The 23,314-nt window shown below is 40.3% G+C and carries 25 protein-coding genes, 3 pseudogenes and 1 riboswitch; of the genes and pseudogenes, 19 read left to right on the top strand and 9 right to left on the bottom strand.

Features of this window, described 5'->3' with window-relative positions; all coding sequences use genetic code 11:
• Positions 1-14 precede the first annotated feature (14 nt).
• Positions 15-182, bottom strand: a pseudogene (locus tag ACFSBH_RS18925) (universal stress protein); the annotation flags it as partial.
• Positions 178-495 (bottom strand): annotated as a pseudogene (locus ACFSBH_RS18920) (response regulator); the annotation flags it as partial. The pseudogenes ACFSBH_RS18920 and ACFSBH_RS18925, both read right to left, overlap by 5 nt.
• A gap of 187 nt (positions 496-682) precedes the next feature.
• Here ACFSBH_RS18920 and ACFSBH_RS18915 point away from each other — a divergent pair.
• From ACFSBH_RS18915 to ACFSBH_RS18890, 6 genes are all read left to right on the top strand, one after another.
• On the top strand, positions 683-1,117 hold the full coding sequence (locus tag ACFSBH_RS18915) for a hypothetical protein (protein WP_379599133.1): 435 nt from the start codon (positions 683-685) through the stop codon (positions 1,115-1,117).
• A gap of 13 nt (positions 1,118-1,130) precedes the next feature.
• Complete coding sequence (locus ACFSBH_RS18910; protein ID WP_251515997.1) at positions 1,131-1,745, top strand: DUF2306 domain-containing protein; 615 nt, start codon at positions 1,131-1,133, stop codon at positions 1,743-1,745.
• A 99-nt stretch (positions 1,746-1,844) separates the two neighbouring features.
• Positions 1,845-2,038: riboswitch (cobalamin riboswitch) on the top strand.
• A gap of 134 nt (positions 2,039-2,172) precedes the next feature.
• Positions 2,173-4,407, top strand: a complete 2,235-nt coding sequence (locus tag ACFSBH_RS18905) for a ribonucleoside-diphosphate reductase subunit alpha (protein WP_379599130.1) — start codon at positions 2,173-2,175, stop codon at positions 4,405-4,407.
• The gene (locus ACFSBH_RS18900) at positions 4,392-4,838 is read left to right on the top strand and encodes a flavodoxin (RefSeq protein WP_251515995.1); all 447 of its coding nucleotides are present in this window, start codon (positions 4,392-4,394) and stop codon (positions 4,836-4,838) included. Before ACFSBH_RS18905 ends, ACFSBH_RS18900 begins: the two co-directional genes overlap by 16 nt.
• Positions 4,819-5,862 carry a ribonucleotide-diphosphate reductase subunit beta gene (locus ACFSBH_RS18895; RefSeq protein WP_379599128.1) on the top strand — a complete coding sequence of 348 codons (1,044 nt, stop codon included), beginning with the start codon at positions 4,819-4,821 and terminating at the stop codon, positions 5,860-5,862. The genes ACFSBH_RS18900 and ACFSBH_RS18895 overlap by 20 nt, the downstream gene beginning before the upstream one ends.
• Positions 5,863-5,893: 31 nt before the next feature.
• On the top strand, positions 5,894-6,358 hold the full coding sequence (locus ACFSBH_RS18890) for an acyl-CoA thioesterase (RefSeq protein ID WP_251515993.1): 465 nt from the start codon (positions 5,894-5,896) through the stop codon (positions 6,356-6,358).
• 66 nt (positions 6,359-6,424) lie between these two features.
• Here ACFSBH_RS18890 and crcB (ACFSBH_RS18885) read toward each other — a convergent pair whose 3' ends face one another.
• The 4 genes from crcB (ACFSBH_RS18885) to ACFSBH_RS18870 form a co-directional block, all read right to left on the bottom strand.
• Positions 6,425-6,784, bottom strand: coding sequence for a fluoride efflux transporter CrcB (gene crcB / locus ACFSBH_RS18885; RefSeq protein ID WP_251515992.1), 360 nt, complete (start codon positions 6,782-6,784; stop codon positions 6,425-6,427).
• 1 nt (position 6,785) lies between these two features.
• Positions 6,786-7,166, bottom strand: a complete 381-nt coding sequence (gene crcB / locus ACFSBH_RS18880) for a fluoride efflux transporter CrcB (protein ID WP_379599126.1) — start codon at positions 7,164-7,166, stop codon at positions 6,786-6,788.
• Positions 7,167-7,313: 147 nt separating this feature from the next.
• Positions 7,314-8,717, bottom strand: a complete 1,404-nt coding sequence (locus ACFSBH_RS18875; RefSeq protein ID WP_379599125.1) for a M28 family peptidase — start codon at positions 8,715-8,717, stop codon at positions 7,314-7,316.
• A gap of 355 nt (positions 8,718-9,072) precedes the next feature.
• Positions 9,073-10,116 carry a M14 family zinc carboxypeptidase gene (locus ACFSBH_RS18870; protein ID WP_251515988.1) on the bottom strand — a complete coding sequence of 348 codons (1,044 nt, stop codon included), beginning with the start codon at positions 10,114-10,116 and terminating at the stop codon, positions 9,073-9,075.
• Between the two features lie 387 nt (positions 10,117-10,503).
• Between ACFSBH_RS18870 and ACFSBH_RS18865 the strand changes: the two are divergent.
• From ACFSBH_RS18865 to ACFSBH_RS18855, 3 genes and pseudogenes are all read left to right on the top strand, one after another.
• Positions 10,504-10,943 (top strand): annotated as a pseudogene (locus tag ACFSBH_RS18865) (MarR family winged helix-turn-helix transcriptional regulator).
• Between the two features lie 55 nt (positions 10,944-10,998).
• A complete protein-coding gene (locus tag ACFSBH_RS18860) occupies positions 10,999-11,940 on the top strand; it encodes a ring-cleaving dioxygenase (RefSeq protein WP_379599123.1) in 942 nt (313 codons plus the stop codon).
• Between the two features lie 20 nt (positions 11,941-11,960).
• Positions 11,961-12,182: a DUF896 domain-containing protein gene (locus ACFSBH_RS18855; RefSeq protein ID WP_379599121.1), complete on the top strand. Its 222-nt coding sequence runs from the start codon at positions 11,961-11,963 to the stop codon at positions 12,180-12,182.
• Between the two features lie 53 nt (positions 12,183-12,235).
• On the opposite strand, the gene ACFSBH_RS18850 is transcribed toward ACFSBH_RS18855, so the two are convergent.
• Positions 12,236-12,706 (bottom strand): DUF1648 domain-containing protein, encoded by a 471-nt coding sequence (locus ACFSBH_RS18850; protein ID WP_379599119.1) that lies wholly within the window; start codon positions 12,704-12,706, stop codon positions 12,236-12,238.
• 482 nt (positions 12,707-13,188) lie between these two features.
• Positions 13,189-13,653, bottom strand: coding sequence for a VOC family protein (locus ACFSBH_RS18845; protein ID WP_379599117.1), 465 nt, complete (start codon positions 13,651-13,653; stop codon positions 13,189-13,191).
• Between the two features lie 538 nt (positions 13,654-14,191).
• On the opposite strand from ACFSBH_RS18845, the gene ACFSBH_RS18840 reads away from it, so the two are divergent.
• Positions 14,192-15,286, top strand: a complete 1,095-nt coding sequence (locus ACFSBH_RS18840) for a glycerol dehydrogenase (RefSeq protein ID WP_379599115.1) — start codon at positions 14,192-14,194, stop codon at positions 15,284-15,286.
• A gap of 10 nt (positions 15,287-15,296) precedes the next feature.
• On the opposite strand, the gene ACFSBH_RS18835 is transcribed toward ACFSBH_RS18840, so the two are convergent.
• Complete coding sequence (locus tag ACFSBH_RS18835; protein ID WP_379599113.1) at positions 15,297-17,144, bottom strand: heavy metal translocating P-type ATPase; 1,848 nt, start codon at positions 17,142-17,144, stop codon at positions 15,297-15,299.
• 291 nt (positions 17,145-17,435) lie between these two features.
• Between ACFSBH_RS18835 and ACFSBH_RS18830 the strand changes: the two genes are divergently transcribed.
• The 9 genes from ACFSBH_RS18830 to dnaB all read left to right on the top strand — a co-directional run bounded on the left by ACFSBH_RS18830 (position 17,436) and on the right by dnaB (position 23,128).
• Positions 17,436-18,218, top strand: a complete 783-nt coding sequence (locus tag ACFSBH_RS18830) for a MerR family transcriptional regulator (protein ID WP_251515979.1) — start codon at positions 17,436-17,438, stop codon at positions 18,216-18,218.
• The gene (locus tag ACFSBH_RS18825; RefSeq protein ID WP_349774369.1) at positions 18,202-18,867 is read left to right on the top strand and encodes a DMT family transporter; all 666 of its coding nucleotides are present in this window, start codon (positions 18,202-18,204) and stop codon (positions 18,865-18,867) included. The genes ACFSBH_RS18830 and ACFSBH_RS18825 overlap by 17 nt, the downstream gene beginning before the upstream one ends.
• Positions 18,864-19,178: a DMT family transporter gene (locus ACFSBH_RS18820; protein ID WP_251515978.1), complete on the top strand. Its 315-nt coding sequence runs from the start codon at positions 18,864-18,866 to the stop codon at positions 19,176-19,178. The genes ACFSBH_RS18825 and ACFSBH_RS18820 overlap by 4 nt, the downstream gene beginning before the upstream one ends.
• An 89-nt stretch (positions 19,179-19,267) precedes the next feature.
• The gene (locus tag ACFSBH_RS18815) at positions 19,268-19,777 is read left to right on the top strand and encodes a type 1 glutamine amidotransferase domain-containing protein (RefSeq protein WP_251515977.1); all 510 of its coding nucleotides are present in this window, start codon (positions 19,268-19,270) and stop codon (positions 19,775-19,777) included.
• A gap of 163 nt (positions 19,778-19,940) precedes the next feature.
• Positions 19,941-20,444 (top strand): hypothetical protein, encoded by a 504-nt coding sequence (locus tag ACFSBH_RS18810; RefSeq protein ID WP_379599109.1) that lies wholly within the window; start codon positions 19,941-19,943, stop codon positions 20,442-20,444.
• A gap of 132 nt (positions 20,445-20,576) precedes the next feature.
• Positions 20,577-20,750, top strand: coding sequence for a helix-turn-helix domain-containing protein (locus ACFSBH_RS18805; RefSeq protein WP_379599107.1), 174 nt, complete (start codon positions 20,577-20,579; stop codon positions 20,748-20,750).
• A gap of 74 nt (positions 20,751-20,824) precedes the next feature.
• Positions 20,825-21,547: a DnaD domain-containing protein gene (locus ACFSBH_RS18800; protein WP_379599105.1), complete on the top strand. Its 723-nt coding sequence runs from the start codon at positions 20,825-20,827 to the stop codon at positions 21,545-21,547.
• Positions 21,544-21,879, top strand: coding sequence for a hypothetical protein (locus ACFSBH_RS18795; RefSeq protein WP_379599103.1), 336 nt, complete (start codon positions 21,544-21,546; stop codon positions 21,877-21,879). Before ACFSBH_RS18800 ends, ACFSBH_RS18795 begins: the two co-directional genes overlap by 4 nt.
• Positions 21,818-23,128 carry a replicative DNA helicase gene (gene dnaB, locus ACFSBH_RS18790; protein WP_379599101.1) on the top strand — a complete coding sequence of 437 codons (1,311 nt, stop codon included), beginning with the start codon at positions 21,818-21,820 and terminating at the stop codon, positions 23,126-23,128. The genes ACFSBH_RS18795 and dnaB overlap by 62 nt, the downstream gene beginning before the upstream one ends.
• The last annotated feature ends 186 nt before the right edge of the window (positions 23,129-23,314 follow it).

Raw genomic sequence — 23,314 nt, 5'->3', positions numbered from 1 at the left:
TTGATAAATCCATATTATTTAACAATCAATGCAGGGCAGTTTACTCTTTTCATTACTTTATGGCTTACACTGCCTAAGACCATTTCCTGCAAAGCATTTAATCCTCGGCTGCCAATTACTACAATATCAACACCCTGCTCGTTCGCATATTTTACGATTTCCGGACCGGGATCTCCTTGCTGTTTTTACGATATAATCATCGCCTCCCAGAGCAAGTCCCCGGATTTTGTCCACATCATCACTCCGCGCGCTCAAAAATAATATAGGAACGTTGCTTATTTCCCGCAGTTGCCGAGCTAATTCAAATCCATCCTGCCCCGGCATCATAATATCAAGAATCAAACAATCGATAGGATGACGTTGAAAAATGTCGAGAGCTTGGATAGCGTCTGAAGCTGTTTCTACTTGAAAGCCATCCATCTCTAAAAAATCTTGTAATAGTTCAACGATCGCTTGATCATCATCGACAACGAGAATTGTCTGTATGTCTTTCATAGGGAATTCCGCCCTTCCGTCAACAACTTACTGTTCATAATAGATATATTTTACCATCATTGCAATGCGGTACAAGGCATGGTGAGGGATTGTGATGGTTTTGTGATTCTTTTATTACTTATTTCGAGATATTTAGCCGGTATAGTTGAGGGAGTTCGAGATGTTATGACAAAGAGGAGGTAACAAAATGTATTGGTTTTTAGTATTTTTACACGTAATCAGTGCGGTTTTTCTCGGCAGTTTTCTTGCACTGCCTTTTACAATTCAATCACTAGCTGCAAGAACGGAAGATAAATTGAAAATGTCAGTAAACACTATCCTGTATTTTACACGGTTTGGCCACTATGCACTCATTCTATTATTTCTCTCAGGAGGAGGCATGGTGATAGGATACGGAAGCTACCCTTCGATGCTATGGGTAACGTTGTCGACGATTATTCTTATTGTTATTGGCGGTCTAATGGGAGTCATCAGTAAGCGGATGAAGCTTATGAAGCATACGGAAAGCTTAGAGGAGGCACTACAGGAAAATCTGCCGAAACTAAAAATACTGAGCTGGGTGACGTTTGTCCTGATTATTATTGCAGTTTTCATCATGACAAATCGCCAACTATTTTCTTGATAGGAGAAGTAGAATGAAAAAGTTTTATGCAGTGTCTATCCTATTTATCACAACTATGTGGGTACTCCACACATGGTCAAAGAATTTCATCGTAGACCCGAACTTTACAACTTTTCTTGCTAAAAAAGATCAAATTCTAGCAAATGAATCACTTTGGGTAATTATGATTCAAATTCACATTATCCTCGCTATCATTTCTCTGCTTACTGGTCCTTTAGGCATTATCAAGCCAATACGCAAGAGGTCCAGAAGGTTTCACCGCTGGAACGGTCGTTTGTATGTTTTATCCATCGTGTTGAATTTCATTCCTGGGATCTATGTCTCCTTCTTTGCTTCAGGTGGATGGCCAAGTACGATAGGGTTCCTAGTGTTAAATATATTATGGTTTGGAACTACATTTTTAGGATACCTATCTATCAAGAAGAAAAACGTGATCCTACACAGTCAGTGGATGACCCGAAGTTTCTTTCTCTGCTTTGCTAATATGACGATTTATGTCATTGTTGCAATCACGCATAGTGCAATGAATCTATCCTATGGTATTTCTTACACTATTGCCGTTTGGTTATGTTGGATGTTGAATTTAGGTATTGCTGAGTTCGTGATCAGGAAGAAAGTGTTTCTTTAATAGTTTTCTAGAGTCTTTCGATTTCACGCTTGTATTTCATTCTAATATATGCTAGTCTGAACACAACATATTGATAGACTAATAAATTTAAAAACTATATATAGTATTTTGGATTAAGGTGACAATATCTTGTCTTAAAAGGGAATCCAGTTGAAAGCTGGAACTGCCCCCGCAACTGTAAGTGTGTAGAGTTGGAAGTCCACTGTATCGTTTGCTTCACGGCGACTATATGGGAAGGATTCCAACAGATGATCAGCACGAGTCAGGAGACCTGCCTTAACTCTGAAGTTTCATTTCTCCGGGGTGAGAGATTATGAAACGATAGAAAAATATATATTCATGGGATATTTCTGTCGTTTTATAGTCGTTCAGCTCGAATAGGAGGGACGGCTTTTTTTGTTGTACATAAAAAAGGGAGGGATTTTCCATGATTACAGAGCTAACAGAGAATCAGAAATCAATCATGCGATTCATAGATGAAGTGACGACAGGACTTCGAGTGGATACCGAAAACTATAAGGAAAAGTTCTTAAAAACACTTCAACCCGAAATGGAAAGAGAAAAAATAACAGATATCTTGATTAAGCATGCTCTGGAAAATATCGATGAAGCAAATCCAGATTGGAAGTACGTTGCAGCAAGACTGTATTTACAGGAGCTTTACGAGCAAGCTGGGGAGAATAGAAAATATAATCCAGCTGATCGCTACGGTTCTTTTTATAAATTAATTCAAACGTTGACGGAGAAGGGAATTTATACACCGATATTATTAGAAAAGTATACGAAAGAGGAAATCGACTATTTTCAGGAAGTGATGGATCCGGAGAGGGATTTACTATTTGATTACTTAGCGTTGTATACACTGGCAACACGCTACCTTGCAACCGATCATGATAAAAATGTGTATGAATTACCGCAGGAACGTTGGATGGTCATCGCGATGTATCTGATGCAGGACGAGGATACAGAAAAGCGTAAAGAGCTCGTTAAAGAGGCGTATTGGGCATTAAGTAATCTCTACATGACGGTAGCTACGCCAACATTAAATAATGCGGGAAAAACACATGGTCAACTGTCCAGCTGCTTCATCGACACGGTAGAAGATAGCTTGCAAGGAATTTATGACAGTAATACCGATATCGCAAACTTGTCGAAAAACGGCGGGGGAATTGGTGTGTACATGGGGAAAGTGAGAGCCCGTGGAAGTTCGATAAAAGGTTTTAAAGGCATGTCCAGCGGTGTCGTGCCATGGATCAAGCAGTTGAATAATACGGCGGTCAGTGTCGATCAGCTTGGTACTAGGAAGGGAGCCATCGCGGTTTATTTGGATGTTTGGCATCAGGACATTGAGGCCTTCCTCGACTTGAAATTGAACAATGGGGATGACCGGATGCGAGCACATGATATTTTCCCGGGTGTCACATTACCAGATTTATTTATGGAAGCTGTCGAAAGGCGCGAAGACTGGTATTTATTCGATCCTCATGAAGTGAAACAAGTGATGGGCTTTGCGCTAGAGGACTTTTATGACGAAGAAAAAGGGAGCGGCTCCTTTAGAACCAAATATGAAGCTTGTGTCCAGAATGAAAATTTGAGTAAGAAGAAAGTAAAAGCAATCGATATCATGAAACGCATTATGCGTTCACAACTTGAATCTGGAACGCCATTCATGTTTTACCGGGACGAAGTAAACCGCCAAAACGTCAATACACATACGGGTATCATTTATTGTTCTAATCTTTGTACAGAGATCACCCAAAACCAATCACCAACACAATTAATCGAAGAATATATCGAAGATGAAGACGTGATTGTGAAAAAATATAAATCGGGAGACTTTGTTGTTTGTAACCTTAGCTCCATTAATTTGGGACGGGCAGTGACAGACAATGTGTTGGAACGTCTGATTACCATCCAAGTCCGCATGCTTGATAATGTCATTGATATTAACAATCTTCCGGTGAAACAAGCGCAAATCACAAATCAAAAGTATCGTGCAATCGGTCTTGGCACATTTGGTTGGCATCACTTGCTTGCACTGAAAAATATTGAATGGGAAACAGACGAAGCCGTTCAATATGCCGATGAATTATATGAAGAAATTGCGTATTACACGATTAAAACAAGTGCGGATTTGGCGAAGGAAAAAGGGAGTTATCCTTATTTCGAAGGCAGCAAGTGGAGCACAGGAAAATACTTTGACCAAAAAGGATATCACGATGAGAAGTGGACAGCTCTGAAAGAGGATATCAAGCAACATGGCATTAGAAACAGTTATCTTATGGCTGTGGCACCTAATTCATCCACGTCCATGATTGCTGGTTCCACTGCAAGCATTGATCCGGTGTTTAAGCCGTTTTACAGTGAAGAGAAAAAGGATTTCCGTATCCCGGTGACAGCACCAGATCTAGATCACAACACGTATCATATTTATCGCCGTTCTGCGTATATTGTCGATCAGCGTTGGTCGGTACGACAAAATGCGGCAAGACAAAAGCATATCGATCAAAGTATCTCCTTTAACTTTTATGTCCCAAATACGATTCGAGCATCGATCTTGCTTGATCTGCATCTTCAAGCTTGGAGAGAGGGCTTGAAGACAACGTATTATGTGAGGTCGACTTCCAATGACGTCGAAGAATGTGAGTGGTGTCAAAGTTGAAAGCAATCATCCCTTATTTATCTTATAGCGGAAATACGAAAGAGGTAGCAGAACTGATTGAGGAGCAGCTTTTAGAACATCGTATTGAGGTAGATATGCATCGCATTGGAATTAGTCCCCCTTTTCATCCTGAGGAATACGATGTCGTTTTTCTTGGAACATTCACTTGGGATTATGGACGGGTACCCGAAGAAACGAAAGAATTGATATGGGAAATCGGATATAAGCCGGATAACATCGCAGTCTTCGGTACAGGTGACACACAATTCGGTGGCGATGATTTATACTGTGCGGCAGTGGACAAGCTGACGAAATTTTATCAAAGCAAATGGCCTGGGTTGAAGATTGAACAATCCCCGCGTGGCAGTCAGGAAGAAAAAGTGAAAGCATGGGTGGAAGGAGTAGTGCAACATGACAAAGTCTTTGCTTGAAAAAGCGAAAACATTAGAGCCGCTGAATCCTAATAAATCGACGGCACTGTTTGGCGGAAAATCGAGCGGTATTTTAAACTGGAACGACATTGCTTATCCGCATTGGTATAAAATGTATAAGCGGTTATTAGGGAATTACTGGCAAGCCGATGAGGTGAATATGTCCAGTGATGTGAAGCAGTTTCCTGGATTGACAGCCGCTGAACAAGAGGCGTATTTAAAAATAATTGGACTGTTATCGACATTAGATGCACCACAGACAAGAACTGCGCTGCTTATCTCTTTATATGCAACCGATGCTTCGGTGCAATCGATTATGGCCGTCATTGCCCAGCAAGAGGCCGTTCATAATGAAAGTTATTCCTATGTGCTCTCGTCCGTTGTCTCTTTGGATGAGCAGAATGAAGCTTTTCAGCACGGAAGAAAGGACCCTGTGCTCTTAAAGCGTAATGAAGAGATTATGAAGCAATATAATGAATTTGTCGAAGAGCCGACCATAGATAATATCTTGAAGACATTAGTCTATACATCATTATTGGAAGGAATGTTCTTTTATTCCGGATTCGCATTCTTTTATAATTTGGCGAGGCAAAATAAAATGGTCGGTACGTCTACGATGATCAGCTATATCAATCGGGATGAATTGGAGCATGGCCGTTTTATTTCGGAGCTGTTCCGGGCAACCTTGGAAGAAAATCCAGAATATAATACGAAAGCATTCACCGATTGGGTTTATACGCATTTTCAAAAGTCTGTTGACTCGGAAATCGAATGGTCTCATTATGTGCTGGAAAATGTAGATGGGATTGATTTGGATGAAATGACAGGCTATATCAAATATCGGGCGAATAAAATGCTGCGGATGATGGGCCTCAGTGAAATTTATCCAGAACATATCGAAAACCCTATGAAATGGATTCGAGCTTATGTCGACAATTTTGATGGGACGAAAACAGATTTCTTTGAACAGAAGTCGAGACAATATACAAAAACTAGTGACTTGAATGGGTTTGATGATTTATAAGTGCAACTAATTTAGGAAACGAGGGGTCATCATGGGAGAAAAGATACCTGCAAGCATTTCCAGAACGATTCAAACGAAACTTGTTTTACCGCCCGATACGAATCATATGGGGACCATATTCGGTGGTACCGTTTTAGCTTATATTGATGAAATAGCCGCCATTACAGCAATGAAACATAGTGGAAAGATTGTTGTGACAGCTTCGATAGACACCGTGACTTTTTTATCTTCCGCTAAAGTGGGAGATATCTTAACTTTAGAAGGCGTGGTCATATCTACTGGCAGGACATCTATGGAAGTTTATGTGAAAGTGAAATGTCAACATTCCGAGACAGGTGTAGAAACACTTACTACTACAGCTATTTTAACGATGGTTGCGGTGGATAGTGAAGGCCTTCCGACAAAAGTTAATGGCGTTATCCCTGAAACCGAAGAAGAAAAAGTACTTTTTAAGGATGCGCAGGCAAGAAGAGAAAGAAGATTAATGATTCGTTAGCATTGGGGACCCCGCTGTATATGACGTAATTTCGTTTATATGGTGGGGTTCTTTTAGACATTTGATTTAACTCATGAGAGAAAAACCAATCATTGCCGAGATCAGCCCTACCGTAATTGAAGTGAAAACATAAATCACAGCTAATTTCACTTTGTTGGCTTGAAGTAGAGTCACCGTTTCATGTCCGAAGGTGGAGAAGGTCGTAAATGCTCCACAAAAACCAACTCCAACAAACAGCCATAACAATTCGCTGATATGATTAGTGAGGTGAAGTTGAGTCAGCAAACCCAATAAAAATGAACCTGTGATGTTTACTATCCAAGTAGCTAATGGGAAAGGTGTTTGTGTAGTTCCACTAATCCACTTTCCTATGATAAATCGTGCTGCTGCACCTAAAGCTCCGCCTATCCCGACAATCCAAATCATGCTACATCACTTCTCTTCTTCTAGTTAAAGCTAATTTATGACCTATATATACGAAAATAAATCCAATTAACGTTGATGCCAATATATAGATTATACCCAAGAAAACAAGACCATCTTGAAACAAGTCTAGAATTTCTACGGAAAACGTGGAGAAGGTTGTAAAGGAACCGATAAATCCAGTTCCAATGAGCAGTGTATATTCCGCTTTAAATTTTTTCTTCCTGTTGATGAATGTCAAAAACCATCCTAAACTAAAACAGCCAATGAGGTTGATTATAAAGGTGTCTAATGGGAATCCATAACTAGTTTGAATCCATTCCCCCATAGCAAATCTGCAAATTGCCCCAAAGAAACCGCCGATCATTACTAGTAATAAGCTCAATTCATTCACCTCATGTTCCGCAATGTAAATATATCCTCTTTACCTTTGACAGAAGTCATTAGCATTAGTCAGATAGCGAAGACTCAACAACCATATCATATCAGTGTACAAAAAGAAGAACCAGCTACTGTAGCTGGTTCTTATGTTTTAGTTAATGCTTTCTTCATAATAAAATTGTTCTGGTAGCTGCTGTTTCTTAAGCTGTTGCTTTGGTTTTGGATTTTGGTTGTCAAAGCGTGCATAGTCATAGATTGCTGTTGAAACGATTTGAGCTACATCTTTAAGCTTTTCTTTACTGATTTTATCGATTGTGTCTTCTGATGTGTGGTACCAAGGCTCCAATGGGCTATGGATGAACAGTGCTGCTGGAATACCAGCTTCCGCAAATGGGACGTGGTCACTGCTTCCACTACGTCCAAGTCTTGTAGGTTCACCATTTAGACGTAAGCTGGACGCTTGTGTTAACTCTGTTACTAAGTTAGGTTCTCCATCTACTGAATTCACAACTAAATCTCCCGCATCACGGCTTCCGACCATGTCGAGGTTGAAATTCGCAACAATGCGGTCCCGTTCCGCTTGTGATAAGTTGGCGACATAGTGTCTGGAACCAATCAAGCCTAACTCTTCTGCACCGAAAGTGATGAAGCGGAGTTCTGTATCGGTTGGCAGATTTTTAAATACACGTGCCAATTCTAGTACCATTGCCGTTCCTGAAGCATTATCATTCGCTCCTGGTGCACCTGGCACAGAGTCATGGTGAGACGTTACGGTGATGACTTTACCGGTGTCTTTCTTTTTATTGGTCGGTTTCTTAGAAGCAATGACGTTATGAGATGTACGCAGTCCGGCAGATGCTCCTACAACTTGTAAGGAAGCTTGCACAGCTTCACCATTCTCAAGCTTGGTGACAAGTTCTTCCCCTTGGGCTTGCGTAATGGAAACGACAGGAACGTAACGATCGTCCGTAGTACCGAGGGTTCCATTAATGACACCAGATGTATTATTGAAAATAATAACACCTACTGCTCCTTTTTCAGAAGCATTGACAACTTTTTCTGCAAAAGAATTGGAACCACGTTGAACGAGAGCGATTTTACCGCTTAGGTCTACCCCTTCCAACTCCTCTTCCGTTGCAAACCCAACATATTCCAACTCCGCCTGAACGTCTCCACTAGGAGTGTACGTAAATGGGAGGGTATCTACATTGGTACCGTCTATTGCCAGTTCGACTGTATGAGGCGCTGTATACCCGAAGTATTCAAACTCTTGGATTTCAGCATCATAGCCATAGGATTCAAATTGTTCCTTCACATACTGAACGGCCGCATATTCTTCCGGTGTAGAAGCAACCCTTGGCGTTTGTTGCAAATGGTCGATGTTGTCATAGATATTATCGACATTGATTTTATTGATGACCTTATTGTCGATCGGGTCTTTCAAAATTTGCTGTGGAGGTGTGATTGTTTGGTGTGCAAAGGCTGGTGCACTAAATCCTCCTACTACTAATAAAATGGCAAGAACGATGGATAATAGCTTGCTATTCTTCTTCAAATTAGTAACCTCCTAGTAAATTTTGGTAGTTTAGAATATTACTATAAATTCTATAATAGTTTAAATAGTATTACTAGGTGATTTCTTCCTAATGTTTATAGGCGTTAACTCCTGTTTTTTGTGAAAATACCTTATAATTATATTAAAGGTGGGTCTAACTGATTACTAGATTGTTTATTTACTATTATTGAGGACTTAATATTCAAAAGGATAAAATCAACGGAGTCGGCTCCATCCTCCTTAAAAGAATATAGGATAAACGACTCCAATGAATTTCCTTATCTTTTGTCAGAAAAAATGACACCTTCTTCAGGTGTCATTTTTCGTTTCTAATTTAGTATCTTCACTGTCAATATTATTCATTGGTTTTAGTAGTTTGCTCTGGTAATGTATCCCAAAAAGACACGTCTTGATTGTTTATAGATCCGTCTGCAACAGCTCTTAGTGTTGCATCTAGCGTATTAACAGTCTGTTTAATTAGATAACCATTACTCTTTTGCCCGATGACTCGCGATGGGTCGTTATGGTCAGACATCCCGCGCATTTCAAATAAAAGGGTAGCAATATCATATTGTACAGCAACTCCATTACGAGCAATTGTTTCCGCGCTTCCACCAGGGTATTTTCCTAAGAGAGCCCAACCTTTTGGACTCAGTTCATTGTAGACGACAGCACCCAATTGTTTGGACTTTTCCACTACATCTTCTTTGACATTAGGTGTGGTCGGGTAAAGAATGGACCCGGAGACTAATTCATCCCCATTGATTACTCTGTCAGCTCCTTGATGATGGAGGTCAATCATGTAATCAATATCATATTTCTGTAAAACATTTTCATGCAAAGCTTGTGTTTCAGGTTCTATTTTGTCAATATGGTCGCGATTTATATCTACACCATTCGCATTATATCTAGTTAGATGACGATCACCACTAGCGATATAATCCTCTAATGAAAAATTCACGTCCCCCATCGCACCATCCGCATTTAACATAGGTAATATTAGCACGTTAACATGATCCAATACTCCCTTTGTTTTTCCTGTTCCTAAATGCTTAATGAATTCTAGTGTTCCTTCTGTAGTTAATTGTTCATTTCCGTGTTGTTGAGTTAAGTATAGAATAGTTGGATTTTCTGGATTGGATATATATTTTACAAGGTGAATATCTCGTCCTTTTACGGTTTGGCCAATGACTTCTATTTCCATTCTTTCTTGTTTTGCTTCTTGTTTCTCTAGGAAATCAACCATTTCTTGGTAAGTAGAAAGAATAGAGGTGTTTATCGTTTCATTCCCTCCATAGTTAGGACCATTCCCAGCCGCATTGACAAGCGGGGAAGTGATAGATGTTCCACCGATTACTAGAGTTCCTGCAAGACAGAGTGTTAATAGTTTCTTTTTCATGAAAGTCCCTCCAAGTATGTAATTTAGTGCATATAATGCATTATAATTCAAAATATTTGGATCAACATGATTAACTAAGACTATTTATGTAAAAGATTTAGAACTTTTGGAACTGGCCGAATGGGATGGGTGAGTAAACGTTTGATAGAAGATTAACGGGACCTAAAATTCCCATGCAAGCCCCCATGATGACGAATGTTTTGCTGTTCATTATCAAGTGCTCCACGAAATGTTGCATTGTATTCCGGTGTTACTCAAAAAACTGGATCGCTTCACTTTTGCTTTGAAAAAAATAAGTTGAGTTAGGAATACTGAATTCAAAACTTATTAATTGCAAATTTATCAATTGAGTGGTAAAGTGATAGTAACGAAAGGAAGTGAGCATATATGAAGAAAAATACACTTGGCTCATTAATTTGGCTGAGGACTACCCGTTTCACACATCAAAGTAATAAACTATCAAATGAATATTTAAAGCTATTTGGCATCACTGTAGCCCAGTTTGATGTATTGAATCAGGTTGCGAGTTACCAACCGATTACGCAAAGTGAGCTTGCTGAGAAAGTTACCGTTTCAGAGGGGGAATATCCCGTATGCTCACTCGGCTCGATCAGGAAGGTTATATTCAACGCAAGAAAGATTGGAAAACAAATTGGGTATCCCTTACACAAAAAGGACAGGAGAAGGTGGAGGAAGTATTTGGCCATCAGTTAGCCTTCCAAACGTCTTTGCTGGATGACTGTTTAACAGAAGCAGAACAGAAAACATTGTACCAATTAATGACGAAACTTCAGAAACATACACATAGCAAATTGGAATCTCTATAAATTTATTTTTTTCAATTTCACTTGATTAGTAAAATGATAAAAAAGGAGAATCAATATGTATAATATTCCAGGACACCATCATATTTCGATGATAACTAAAAACGCCAATGATAATAACCATTTCTATAAAAATATTCTCGGTTTACGCCGAGTAAAGATGACGGTCAACCAAGATGATCCATCGATGTATCACTTGTTTTACGGAGATAAAACCGGAAGTCCTGGCACGGAGCTGACATTTTTCGAAATCCCTTTGGCAGGCTATACGTATCGTGGTACGAACGCCATTACGAGAATTGGATTGCTCGTTCCTTCAGAAGAAAGCCTTCATTACTGGAAAGAAAGATTTGAAGAGCATGAGGTATATCATGCAGAAATCGGAACGTATGCAAATCGTCCTGCCCTGAAATTTGAGGATCCGGATGGACTTCGACTAGTGTTACTTGTCGGCGAAGGGGAGAGACTCGATTTCTGGGAAACATGGGAAAAATCAAATGTCCCTGAGGAGCATCAAATACAGGGTATGGGACCTGTGGAAATGACTGTAAAAAGGCTTGATAAGTTGGCAAGAACTTTGACTGATATGTTTGGTTATACCGAAGTGAGCCGTAATGAAAGTGAAGCAATTTTTCAATCGATCGAGGGAGAGGTTTTTGGAGAAATCGTAGTGAAATATCAAGACGGACCATCCGAAAGACCAGGCCGAGGCAGTGTACATCATTTGGCAATTCGGGTTAAAACAGATGAGGAACTCGAATATTGGGCGGAACAGGTGAAACAAAGAGGATTCCATTCTTCTGGTATTGTTGACCGCCATTATTTCAAGAGTCTCTACTTCCGTGAGTCGAATGGAATACTGTTTGAAATTGCTACCGACGAACCGGGATTTTTAGTTGATGAGGATGTAGAAACACTAGGCGAAAAACTTGATTTACCACCGTTTTTAGAAGAGCGTCGTAAAGAGATTGAAGCAAAACTTGCACCTATAAAAGATTAGAAATGAGAGAGGTGGAAAAGGTGATAAATATCTTACCGAGAATTAATGAGTTAGCAAAAAAGCAACGTGAAATAGGATTAACAGTGGCGGAAAAAGTGGAACAAAAAAGACTTAGAAAAGAGTATCTAGGTGCCATCCGTGGACAAGTACTCGGTACTTTTTCTGGAATGAAGGTGGTAGACCCGCTCGGAAATGATGTCACACCTGATAAAGTACGTAAGTTGGAAATAAAAGATTCATAATCGGTTAGAACCCACTACGTTGGTTGAGCGTAGTGGGTTTATTAATTTGTTAACTAGTATTTCAAAGTTGCGGACCATATCAAAAGGTAAAAAGGAGCAACTACACAAATGGCAAGAAGAATAAGGGCGAGGTAAAAGGGAAGCTCAGATGCCATTCCAACTGCATTTCTCAGCATCGCTTCATTAATTAGGATAAAAGCGATAAAACTGACATTTTGCAGGAGCAGCATGACGATTTCCATTCGTTTGTACTGAATTTCTTTATTCGCCTCTGTTAGATTAATGTAGTTCATCTTTTCTGGGCGCTTTACTAGAAAACCAATAAATAGCCAAATGAGAATACTAAGTACTGGGATGGCTAATAGAAAGTATTTAGAACCCCAATTATCCGCTGTTCCACTACCGGTAAAATGAATTGCAATCCTCTCCGGGATATTAGGCCAAAGATAAAATAAGTGGAACATATGAAAACCAAAGATTGCGATGGAGATAGTGAAGAGAGTGATTTTCAGACGATTATTCATCTAAATCTCCTCCTGATTTATCTTGTTGAACCAAGATAATATTCTTGTGTTACCTCTTTCAGTAAAAAACTTGTATATAGGTTACGAGAGACCATCTCGCGTTCTCTCTTACTCTCGAAATGGAGCCACAAGGTAACGTGAGACTCTCTCGCGTTCTCTCTTACTCTCGAAATCGAGCCACAAGGTAACGTGAGACTGTCTCGCGTTCCTTCCTACTCTCAAAATTGAGGCACAAGGTAACGTAAGACTGTCTTGCGTTCCTTCTTACTCTCGAAATCAAGTTACAATGTAACGTGAGACCATCTTACGTTCTCTCTTACTCCCAAAATCGAGCCACAAGGTAACGTGAGACTGTCTCGCGTTCCTTCTTACTCTCGAAATCAAGTTACAATGTAACGTGAGAACTAAACTAGGCTTAACAACGTGCATCCTCAATTTGTAAAACCTTAATTTCCACGCTTCCACCTCTGTTCCAGGAGCACCTATTTTAACTCATCTAATAATTTTTCCCATTCATCAAAGGACAACTTATCCTCAATATGTTTCAATTCATCCGGAACATCGACATGACACATCAGCTCTAAGCTATTCCCATCCGGATCATCAAAATAGACGGAGGCATTGCCTTGATGTGGTCTGATGAATGGATCGACGGATGTTTGACTTCCAAATGGAACAGCTTCGATTTGGATTGATTCCAGCCATTTTAAGGATTCTTTCAAATCATCATATGTAACTCGGAAAGCGACATGTCTTAGTGCCGGGTGATAAGGGGTTTGGACCTCTTCGCCTTCCCATAATCCTAACCAACTTTTCCCTTTCTCTATCCAATAGAAGGCCGTATCTTCATCACGCCAAGCAAATTTCAATCCTAACTTTTCGTAAAATTTCATGGAAACTTCTAGGTCTTTTACTGGTAAATGTGCTTCATATAATCCTTGTAACATTACTATCACTCCTAGAATATCATTATTTTTTTGTAATAAATAAGTGTTGCCCGATTGTTCAACTTCTCATTAAAGCCTGTTAACTAGATGGTTCTTGCAATCATCCTTATGTTGATAGAAGCATACTAAATCTTTAAAGCCATAAAGTGTGTAGGGTCCAATTACTCACTCTCAAGTAATACAATAGCAGTTAACTGACCCCTTTTTGTCTCAAGCCATTCTCCGTTACCCCAAAATATGGGACCACTAGCTCCACCTCCATCGTTTCCTATTTTGGTTGCTGTTAAATTATTATTCAATGTTGTTATAGCTTTACCCTGCTTTATAGAAAATCTAGAAGAACATGTTGAGCATCATACTTTGGAGTATATTCAGAGGAAAAACTGAAGAAAAACTTCCCCATAAAAGGGTAGTAAAAAGGAAAAAATAGGGTATAGATAAGTTGAACTTAAAAAAGGCAGTCGAGCAAACAACTTAAGTGCGAATGGTTTATGTGTTTGATCGACAAAATTCATTTGAAAGAAGGGAGCAAGTCAACATGCAAAAGAGGGTATTTATTTCACCGAAAAAGTATATTCAAGGTGCTGGTGCTATTAGCCAACTTGGAGAAGAGGTCGGAAAAATAGGAACGACACCGCTTGTCCTATCTGACAGTGTTGTTTGGGGAATCACTGGCGACGCAGTGGAAGAAAGTTTTAAGGCGGCGGATATTTCCTACACATTCGAAGAATTCTCCGGCGAAGCCTCCAATACAGAAATCGATCGTCTTACCGGTGTAGGCAAAGATAAAAATACAGATGTCATTATTGGTCTAGGTGGCGGGAAAACAATTGACACGGCTAAAGCAGTAGCAGATGCACTCGATGTACCGGTTGTCATTGCACCGACTACAGCTTCAACCGACGCGCCAACGAGTGCACTGTCCGTCATTTATTCTGATGAAGGGGTTTTTGAAAGTTACAAGTTTTATAATAAGAATCCCGATTTAGTGTTGGTCGATTCCAAAGTTGTCGTTGGAGCACCGGTCCTCTTGTTAGCTTCAGGTATGGGAGATGCGATGGCGACCCTTGTGGAGGCCAGAGCTTCACAAAAAAGAAATTCGAACACGATGGCAGGTGGAAAGGCTACGCTTGCTGCGCAGGCAATTGCTGAAAAGGCGGAAGAAATTTTATTTGAACAAGGTCCTGCAGCATATAAAGCGGCTAAACAAGGGTTAGTGACTCCGCAAGTTGAAGCAGTTATTGAAGCGAATACATTGTTATCCGGATTAGGTTTTGAAAATGGTGGATTAGCAGCTGCCCACGCAGTCCATAATGGATTCACGGCATTGGAGGGAGAAGTCCACAATCTGACTCATGGCCAGAAAGTAGCCTATGGTATCCTGACTCAATTAGTATTGGAAGGGTATCCGGATACAGAAATTCTCCGCTATGCCCACTTCTTCCAAGCAATTGAACTGCCAACTACATTGAAAGAGCTTCATTTGGAAGATGCTTCCTATGAAGATTTACTGAAAATCGGTGAGCTGGCAACTGCGGAAGGTGAAACAGCCCGAAATATGGATTCAGATCTGACACCAGAACAAGTTGCAGATGCCATTTTGGCAGTAAATGAACTTACCAAAAACGGATAAGGAGTCAGCCTCAAACGCGGGGGGCCTGCTCCCCCGCTAATAATAAACGGAGGCCGTTCAAAATGACTAATATAGTAGAGCCTTCATGAAATACAACTGCCATCGGTAAATTCAATAAGCCAAACAGGTTCAGGATGATTAATGTAATAATGACAGCAATAGAAAATAAAATATTCCCTAGGATGATCCGGTTCAGTTTATAGCTCAGTTTAAAACTATAAAACAACTTTGCCAGGTTATTCTTGACGATGACGACATCAGCTGACTCCATTGCGACAGAAGAACCGCTACCCATTGCGATTCCTATATCTGCGTTCGCAAGTGCGGGAGCATCGTTAATGCCGTCTCCAATCATGCCAACTACTTTACCTTTTTTCTGACTATCATTAACATAGCTGATTTTGTCTTCTGGCAGACAAGAAGCGACATACTCATCTATGCCTACTTCTTCAGCAACTTTTTTCGCAACCAATTCATTATCCCCGGTTAATAGGGAAACATGAATTCCTTCCTTTTGGAAACCATCAATCGCTTGCTTCGATTCTTCGCGTACTTGGTCTGCGAGAGAGAAGTATCCGACAATCTCATTACCTTTCCCTACGAAAACCATCGTATTTCCTTCCATCACTTTACTGCGATAACCATTCACATCTTCAAAGGAATCGAAGACGGAAGGTTTGCCGACTATGATATCACCTTTCTGTACCCCGGAGCCGGCTACTTCTTCCACCGACTCCGTCTGGTCAACTGTATCCAAGTCCAATTCTGGAAATGTATTTACGATCGCTTCAGCAATCGGATGGCTGGATTGTTGTTCCATGTATACCACTTCTTTTAAAATATCTTCATCTACTTCATAATCAGTAACCTGGAACTCTCCATAGGTCAACGTTCCAGTTTTATCGCTGTACAATACATCCATCGTGCTCAGTGCTTCCATCGCTGCCCCGCCTTTGAATAGAACCCCATTCTTTGCTCCATTACTAATCGCACTTAATGTGGCCGGGGTTGCTGAAGCGACTAAGGCACAGGGACTTGCTACGGTCAGTAATACCATTCCTCGATAAAACGATTCTTGGAAAGTGAAATCTTGAAAAGCATAGAGGATGAAAATAAAAATCGGAACGGCAACTAATACACCAATAACGTATTTCGCTTCAATCCGATCAATGAATTTAGAAATTTTTGATGGCCGGTTTTGAGCTTCTTCCACCATCCGGATAATATTTGAAAAGACAGTTTCACTACTTAATTTATTTACTGTAAGATGAACGACATTTCCCTCATTGATGGTTCCTGCAAAAATTTCGTCGCCCTTATCTTTTTCTACAGGGACGGATTCTCCCGTTAACGCAGCTTCATTAACCAATGTTTTCCGGTCTGTGTAGCCGTCGATAGGGATTTGTTCTCCTTTTGTCACTACAACGGTATCGCCTACTCTCAATTCCTTCGTAGGCACTTCATGGATTTCTCCATTTTCTTTTAGTACTTGTGCTGTCGCTGGCACTTGAGCCATAAGCTCGGATATGGCGCTCGTTGATTTGTCAGATGCATAATCTTCCAGTACCTCGGCTCCGGCAAAGATGAGTAGCAATAAAGCCCCTTCGGATTCATAATCAATTAAAACTGCGCCTAATGCTGCCAATATCATCAGTAAATCCACATTGGGGGACTTGGATTGAATTGTATCCACTACAGCATCTTTTGCGGCATAAAATCCTAAAAAGAAGATGGCTACATAAAATGCGTATGTACTATACGTTTCGTTAATTTGTGTAAAGATGAACCCTAAAACAATAAATATAATACCAGTAAGTAAAAATTGACCAGGTCGTGTCTTCATTAAGTAAGTTAACATTTCACTCTCCCCTTTGACTTTTAATTATTAAATCAAATAACCATCTATAACTATTACTATTTTATAGTTATTATCGTTATGTAATGATTATAAAATAAGTGATGGGTTATGTCAAAGGGAGTGAATTCCTTTCTTTTCCAGATTTGAAAGATGATTTTAATCAAAAAAATACCCTTTTTATTTTTATGTGTACCTTTCCATTATTATTTCCAAAAAAACCTTGACCCTAACGTTTGCGTTAGAGTTTAATATAGGACTATACAAATTACCTTTAATAAAGGAGTGTAAGGAATGTACTTAGTCGGACAGCTTTCTAAAATAACAGATGTGAGTGTAAGAACGCTTCATTATTACGATGAAATAGGTTTGCTTACCCCTTCTAAAAAGTCGGATACAGGATACCGTTATTACACGAAGGACGATCTCATCAAGCTTCAACAAATCATCGTGTTGAAAAAGCTTGGCTTTAAACTATCCCAAATCAAACCGATGATACTCGAAAACACAAAAACGACCAAAGTCGAAACATGGAAACAAGTTTTTGAAATGGAGATTGGAAAAATACAAGAAGAAAAACAGAGGTTGGATGCACTGGAACAAAGTCTGCACGGTGTCTTGCATGCTCTGGAATTGACGGGGGACGTGTCGACACAGTTTATATTAGATATTATTCAATCCGTTCAATCCGACCATATCGATAGCTTCCTTCACCGTAATTTTACAGAAGAAGAACAAACCATTCTCATCAAACAAATGCCTAATCTAACGACACATGATGAAAAAACGAAAAAGTGGATGAATCTTTTGAAGAAAGTACATCAAACAAAAAGGGAGCCTGTTGACTCCAAGCCTTCGCAAGAGCTTGCCAAGGAAATGATGGAATTTATCCAGCAAGAGTTGCAGATTGATGACGCGATCATTGATAAATATTGGGAAAAAATTAAACCGGAAAATAGCGGACAATCGGAGAAAGTATTAGGTTTGGATAAAGAAACGATGGAATATATCGAACAGATTTTGGATCGGTACGAGCAAAACGGGAAGGAGGCTGAGGGACGTGGCGAGGCAAACTAGAAAAAAAGGTGCAAAATGGGATGTTTTCCTGTACCATCTCATTCTGTTTGTCGTAGTGCATATCGTGTTTGTGCTGATTGTTGGTGTTCTGCCGCTCTCAGAGTTAGGCAGCGATTCTTATATAGTTTTTATAAAAGAAAACTTCCTTAACAAAGGTGTAAATATTTATAAGATCCATACGGTAAATGTCATTAGTGGAATATGGAAAACCGTCTTAATCATTCATCTCATCATTGAGCTCATTGAAACATTATTTCCGAGCAAGAAAAAAGAGAGTATAGAAAAAACAAAGGAAAAACGTACGAAAGAGAAAAAGGAAAGTCCGAATCGTGCCTGGTTTTATTTAATCGTAGCTGGTTTACTGGAAATAATTTGGGCTACTGCCTTAAAAGTCGATATGCTTGCAGGGCCGTTATTGATTACGCTCATTGTCAGTTTTGATTTACTCATTCGGGCGGTGAAACAGTTGGGAGTTGGGACTGCTTATGCTGTGTTCACTGGAATAGGTACAGCTGGCTTAGTCATCGTTGACACATTCGTTTTTCAAGAACCGTTAAGTTTTCTAAAAATATTTTTCATCATACTGCTTGTCATTTTTATTGTCGGTCTGAAATGGACGTCAGAAGCTGAAGGGGATGTGAGTAAATGAGTTGGCTCTATTTGATTCTTGCAGGCTCCACAGAAATTATAGGAGTCGTCGGTTTGAAAAAAGTATCAGAGAAAAGCAGTTGGTTCGGCTATTTACTTGTCATTGGTGGTTTTATCATCAGTCTTATGCTATTGCGTCTCGCCTTGGAAGAAATCCCTTTATCCATTGCCTATGCGGTATGGATGGGTATTGGGACTGTAGGTGCAACGCTGGTCGGTATCCTGTTTTTTAACGAGTCGAGAAGTCCTTGGCGCGTGGTCTGTATGATAGGGATTATTGTAAGTGTAATTGGCTTGAGGGTAGTCGCCTGATGATACTCGTTCATCAAGCACTTGTTTTGCTATTTTGTCAGACGTAAATTATAATTATTCTGAATACATTTAGTACTGGAGGTATTTAAATGGCGAAAGTAGCATTTCTTTTAGCAAGTGGATTTGAAGATTCTGAGATGAAAAATCCTTATGAAGCGGTGAAAGAAGCAGGACATGAAACAGTTATTATCGGTTTGGAAAAAGGAGCAACATGTGACGGGAAAAAGGGCACGGTCTCCTATACAGCTGACATCGGAGCGGCTGAAGCGAAGGCTGAGGACTTCGATGCTGTCATCATCCCTGGTGGAGGAGCTCCAGAAGCTTTACGTGTGAATGATGACGTCGTTCGCTTCGTAAAAGAAATCAACCAAGAAGATAAATTAGTCGCTGGAATTTGTCATGGACCACAGGTAATGATCAGTGCGGATATCTTAAAAGGAAAGCAAGCAACATGCTATATCGGTATCCGTGATGACGTGAAATTGGCAGGTGCAGAATACAAAGATGAAGAAGTAATAGTCAGTGAAAATGTGATCACTTCACGCACACCGAAAGACGAACCTGCATTTATCCGTGAAATCCTTGCTAAATTAGCATAAATACGTATTCAAAAATCGGTTTCCACACGTGGGGACCGGTTTTTTTGTCGTTATATGTAAATTTGAGATGTTAATTGGGGTTCTAAAGATACAACCCTCCTACCCTTTATTCTGCATCAGACGAGCCGAGGTTGCATGTAATGTAAAGGGGAGGAGGTTCACAGTGAAAAAAATATTATATGCGCTGGTGGCGTTATCTTCCATATGGATGCTTGCAGCGTGCAGTTCAGCGGAAGCGGATGAAGTGCTGGAGTTCCATAATGATATGGTTGATTATGTGAATCCTAGGATGGATGATTTGCTTGAATTGAATGATGAAATACTCTGGATGACATCGGAAGAGGATGCATTGGAGTTGCAAAAAAATGAGATCATTCCAGCTCTGAAGGAAATCCAAGATTACATCCATTCCAAAGATCCGAAATATGAAATAACTAAAGAATATCATGAATTAATCCGTAATTGGATGGATGCATTAAGTGAAGCGGTACATTTAGAAACGGAAGCCGTCGAAGGACTCTTAGCTGGCACATTGACAGAAGATGAAGCATGGGAGCTTATTCGGCTTTCTGAAGAAGCAGTGGATGAATCTTTGAAATATGATAAACAAGTTTATGATAAGTGGGAGGAGATTAAAGAAGAGTATAGTTTTGAGGATGTGGAGTGAATGAATCCCTAATAAATGAAACAAAAAATGCTCCAAAATATAATTAAATAAAATAATTTAACAAAAAACGCCCCCAAATTATCTTCTCATTCGATTATAGATATGAAGGGATAAAAGGGAGGTGTTTTTTGTATGGAGAAAAAGGTCTTGACTGTGAAGGAAGTGGCGGAGTATCTAGGAGTACATGTAGATACGGTGCATAGGATGGTAGAGGCAGATGAGATTCCTCACTCTTGCTGGTGGGGTGAAATCTTATTTGTGAAAGAAATGGTAGATCTTTGGATTGATAATCTTCACCTGAATTAAATAGATTTACGTTAATTATGATGGAGGCCTACATAGTAGATATGTCGGCTTCACTAGAAAAAAGGAGAATTTCAATGAATTATATAAAACAATTAAATATGTTCAAACAGTATTTGGAACATCATGAACTGCCGTCAGTCGCAATCCTTTTATGGCATACATTAATGCTGATCAACAATCGGACAGGGTGGAAGAAAAGCTTTAATGCCCCACAAATTCTAATTCAGCAATATAGTGGTCTAACGAAACAGCGTTTGTCGGATGCAAGGAAGGTTCTTGTAGAACATGGACTGATCCGTTATGCAAAAGGCAACAAAGGTCGCGCACCGGTTTATGAAATGATTATCCTGTACGACTCGTTTTTATTTGATAAGACGGACCTTTCACCGGACTTATCCGCGGACCTATACGAGGACGAATCGCGGAACATACCTAAACTAAAACATAAACAAAAGAGTAGTAGTGGTGGAGAGCAAGCGACTCAATTCTACGAGGAAAACTTTTCCCAGTTGACACCTGCAGTAGGTAACATCATTGAAAAATGGTGTGAACTATTCAAAGAGGAGGTCGTCCTCGAAGCGATGCGCATGACTGTGATGCAAGGCGGCAAGACATTGAAATATATCGAAAAGATTCTAACCGCCTGGTCTCGTGCCGGTCTCCGAACCGTCAAGGAAGTACGGGTATATGAGGAAGAAAAAGAAAGTCTTCGTATAGAGACAGGGACCGTAAGAAAGCAGGAACATGCCGGAAGTAAGTCATTGTTTGATGAATTAAGGGAGGAGATGATCGTATGAATAGGGAACAAGCAATTGATGTGTTGGAAACGATTCAGGCATTTTATCCGAAAGTGAATATGGACAAGCGGAAAGCAAGGATTCTCATTCCTGAGCTGGAGAAGATGGATTATGACGGTGTGATGAAGAATCTTTCAGCACATGTCGCTGCCCACCCCTATGCTCCGACGTTATCCGAAATAGCTGCGTATCCCACCGAACAGAATGATTACATAGCAGAGTCGATTGGCTGGGAGGAAGAGGCGAAGAAAGTGCCTGAGGAAGTGAAACGTGAATTTTTCGAGGCGTTCAGGAAGTTGGTGGAAAGGTTTGATGGTGATCGAGAATTATGAAGCGGAGACAGCAGTACTTGGCTCGGTGTTGCTCGACGGTTCTCTTTTTAAGGATCTGGAAGTGCAGGAAGAGCACTTCCATGATTCCCGCCACAAGCTTATATTTCGGGCGATGAAACTAGTAGCTGATCAAGGAGAATCTATTGATGTTATCACTGTAACAGCAAGGCTTGGAGATAATATCTATCAAGCCGGAAATACTTCCTATCTCGTTTCGCTTGGGGAATCTGTACCAACGACTGCTACCTTGAAGCATTATGAAAAGCTTGTTTATGAAGCATATCGAATGAGAAAGTCTAGAGAATATGTCATTGATTACTTGGAAAACCCATCAGAAAAAGGAATTGAAAAGCTTATTGCTAATCTCGAGGCCATTCAAGAGATCGGTACGGTAAACAGTGAAAAGTCTGTTTACGACCATCTCGTGGAAATTGCGGAGGAAATCTCCTATCCGGAACAGAGGAATCCTGGCTTATCTACATCGTACGAGCAGTTGGATTATATGACAGGTGGTTTACAACGAGGAGATTTACTAATACTCGCGGCACGTCCATCCGTCGGGAAGACGGCCTTCGCACTTAACCTTGCTGCGGGGCATGCGAAACAAGGTGGCATGACGACTGTGATTAGCCTAGAGATGGGAACGAAGCAGTTGTTGAAGCGGATGATTTCTACAGAAGGGAAGGTGAACGGTCGAAAATGGCGTTCGCTGGCATTTAGCGCAGATGATTATGATAAAGCCCTTTATGCAATTGGGGAGATTGCCAATTGGAAGCTCGAAGTCACGGATACGAAACGCACATTGCTTGAAATCCGTTCGGCGATACGCAAAATGGTACACGACCATCCACATGAAAATCACCTCATCATCATTGACTACCTGCAGTTAATTACCCCAGCTACCCGACGAGAACGAAGAGATATCGAAGTGGGGGAGATCACCAGGGAACTGAAGTTGTTGGCAGTCGAGCTGAACATTCCAATTCTATTAATTTCTCAGCTGTCCCGAAATGTGGAAACCCGTCCAAATAAACGCCCAATGTTATCCGACTTACGCGAATCAGGCAATATCGAACAAGATGCAGATGTAATATTTTTTCTATATCGAGAGGATTATTATGACAAGGATAGTGACAAAGGCAACGAGGTCGAGGTGATTATTTCCAAGCACAGAAATGGACCGACGGGGACGGTGAAGTTGGTGTTTGAGAGGGAGTATGGGTGGTTTGGGGAGGTGTCTGGTGGCTAGGGAATTCCAGGCTCTTTTCTCTTGGTTATAAAAACTATAGGTTCAAATAGATTGAAAGTCAGAATTATTACTGAGAATAGTAAAGGCATTATTAGAAAGTAGGGTGGTAGCTTATGTGTTTGATAGGGATTTTAAAGGAGGAGTTATTTGGGGAGTCAGGTTACTCCCCGAAGGAGGCGTGTTAAA

This window comes from Oceanobacillus luteolus, from assembly GCF_042678205.1.
GTDB classification, from domain to species: domain Bacteria; phylum Bacillota; class Bacilli; order Bacillales; family Amphibacillaceae; genus Oceanobacillus; species Oceanobacillus luteolus.
This window is presented reverse-complemented; position numbering and strand designations above follow the sequence as displayed.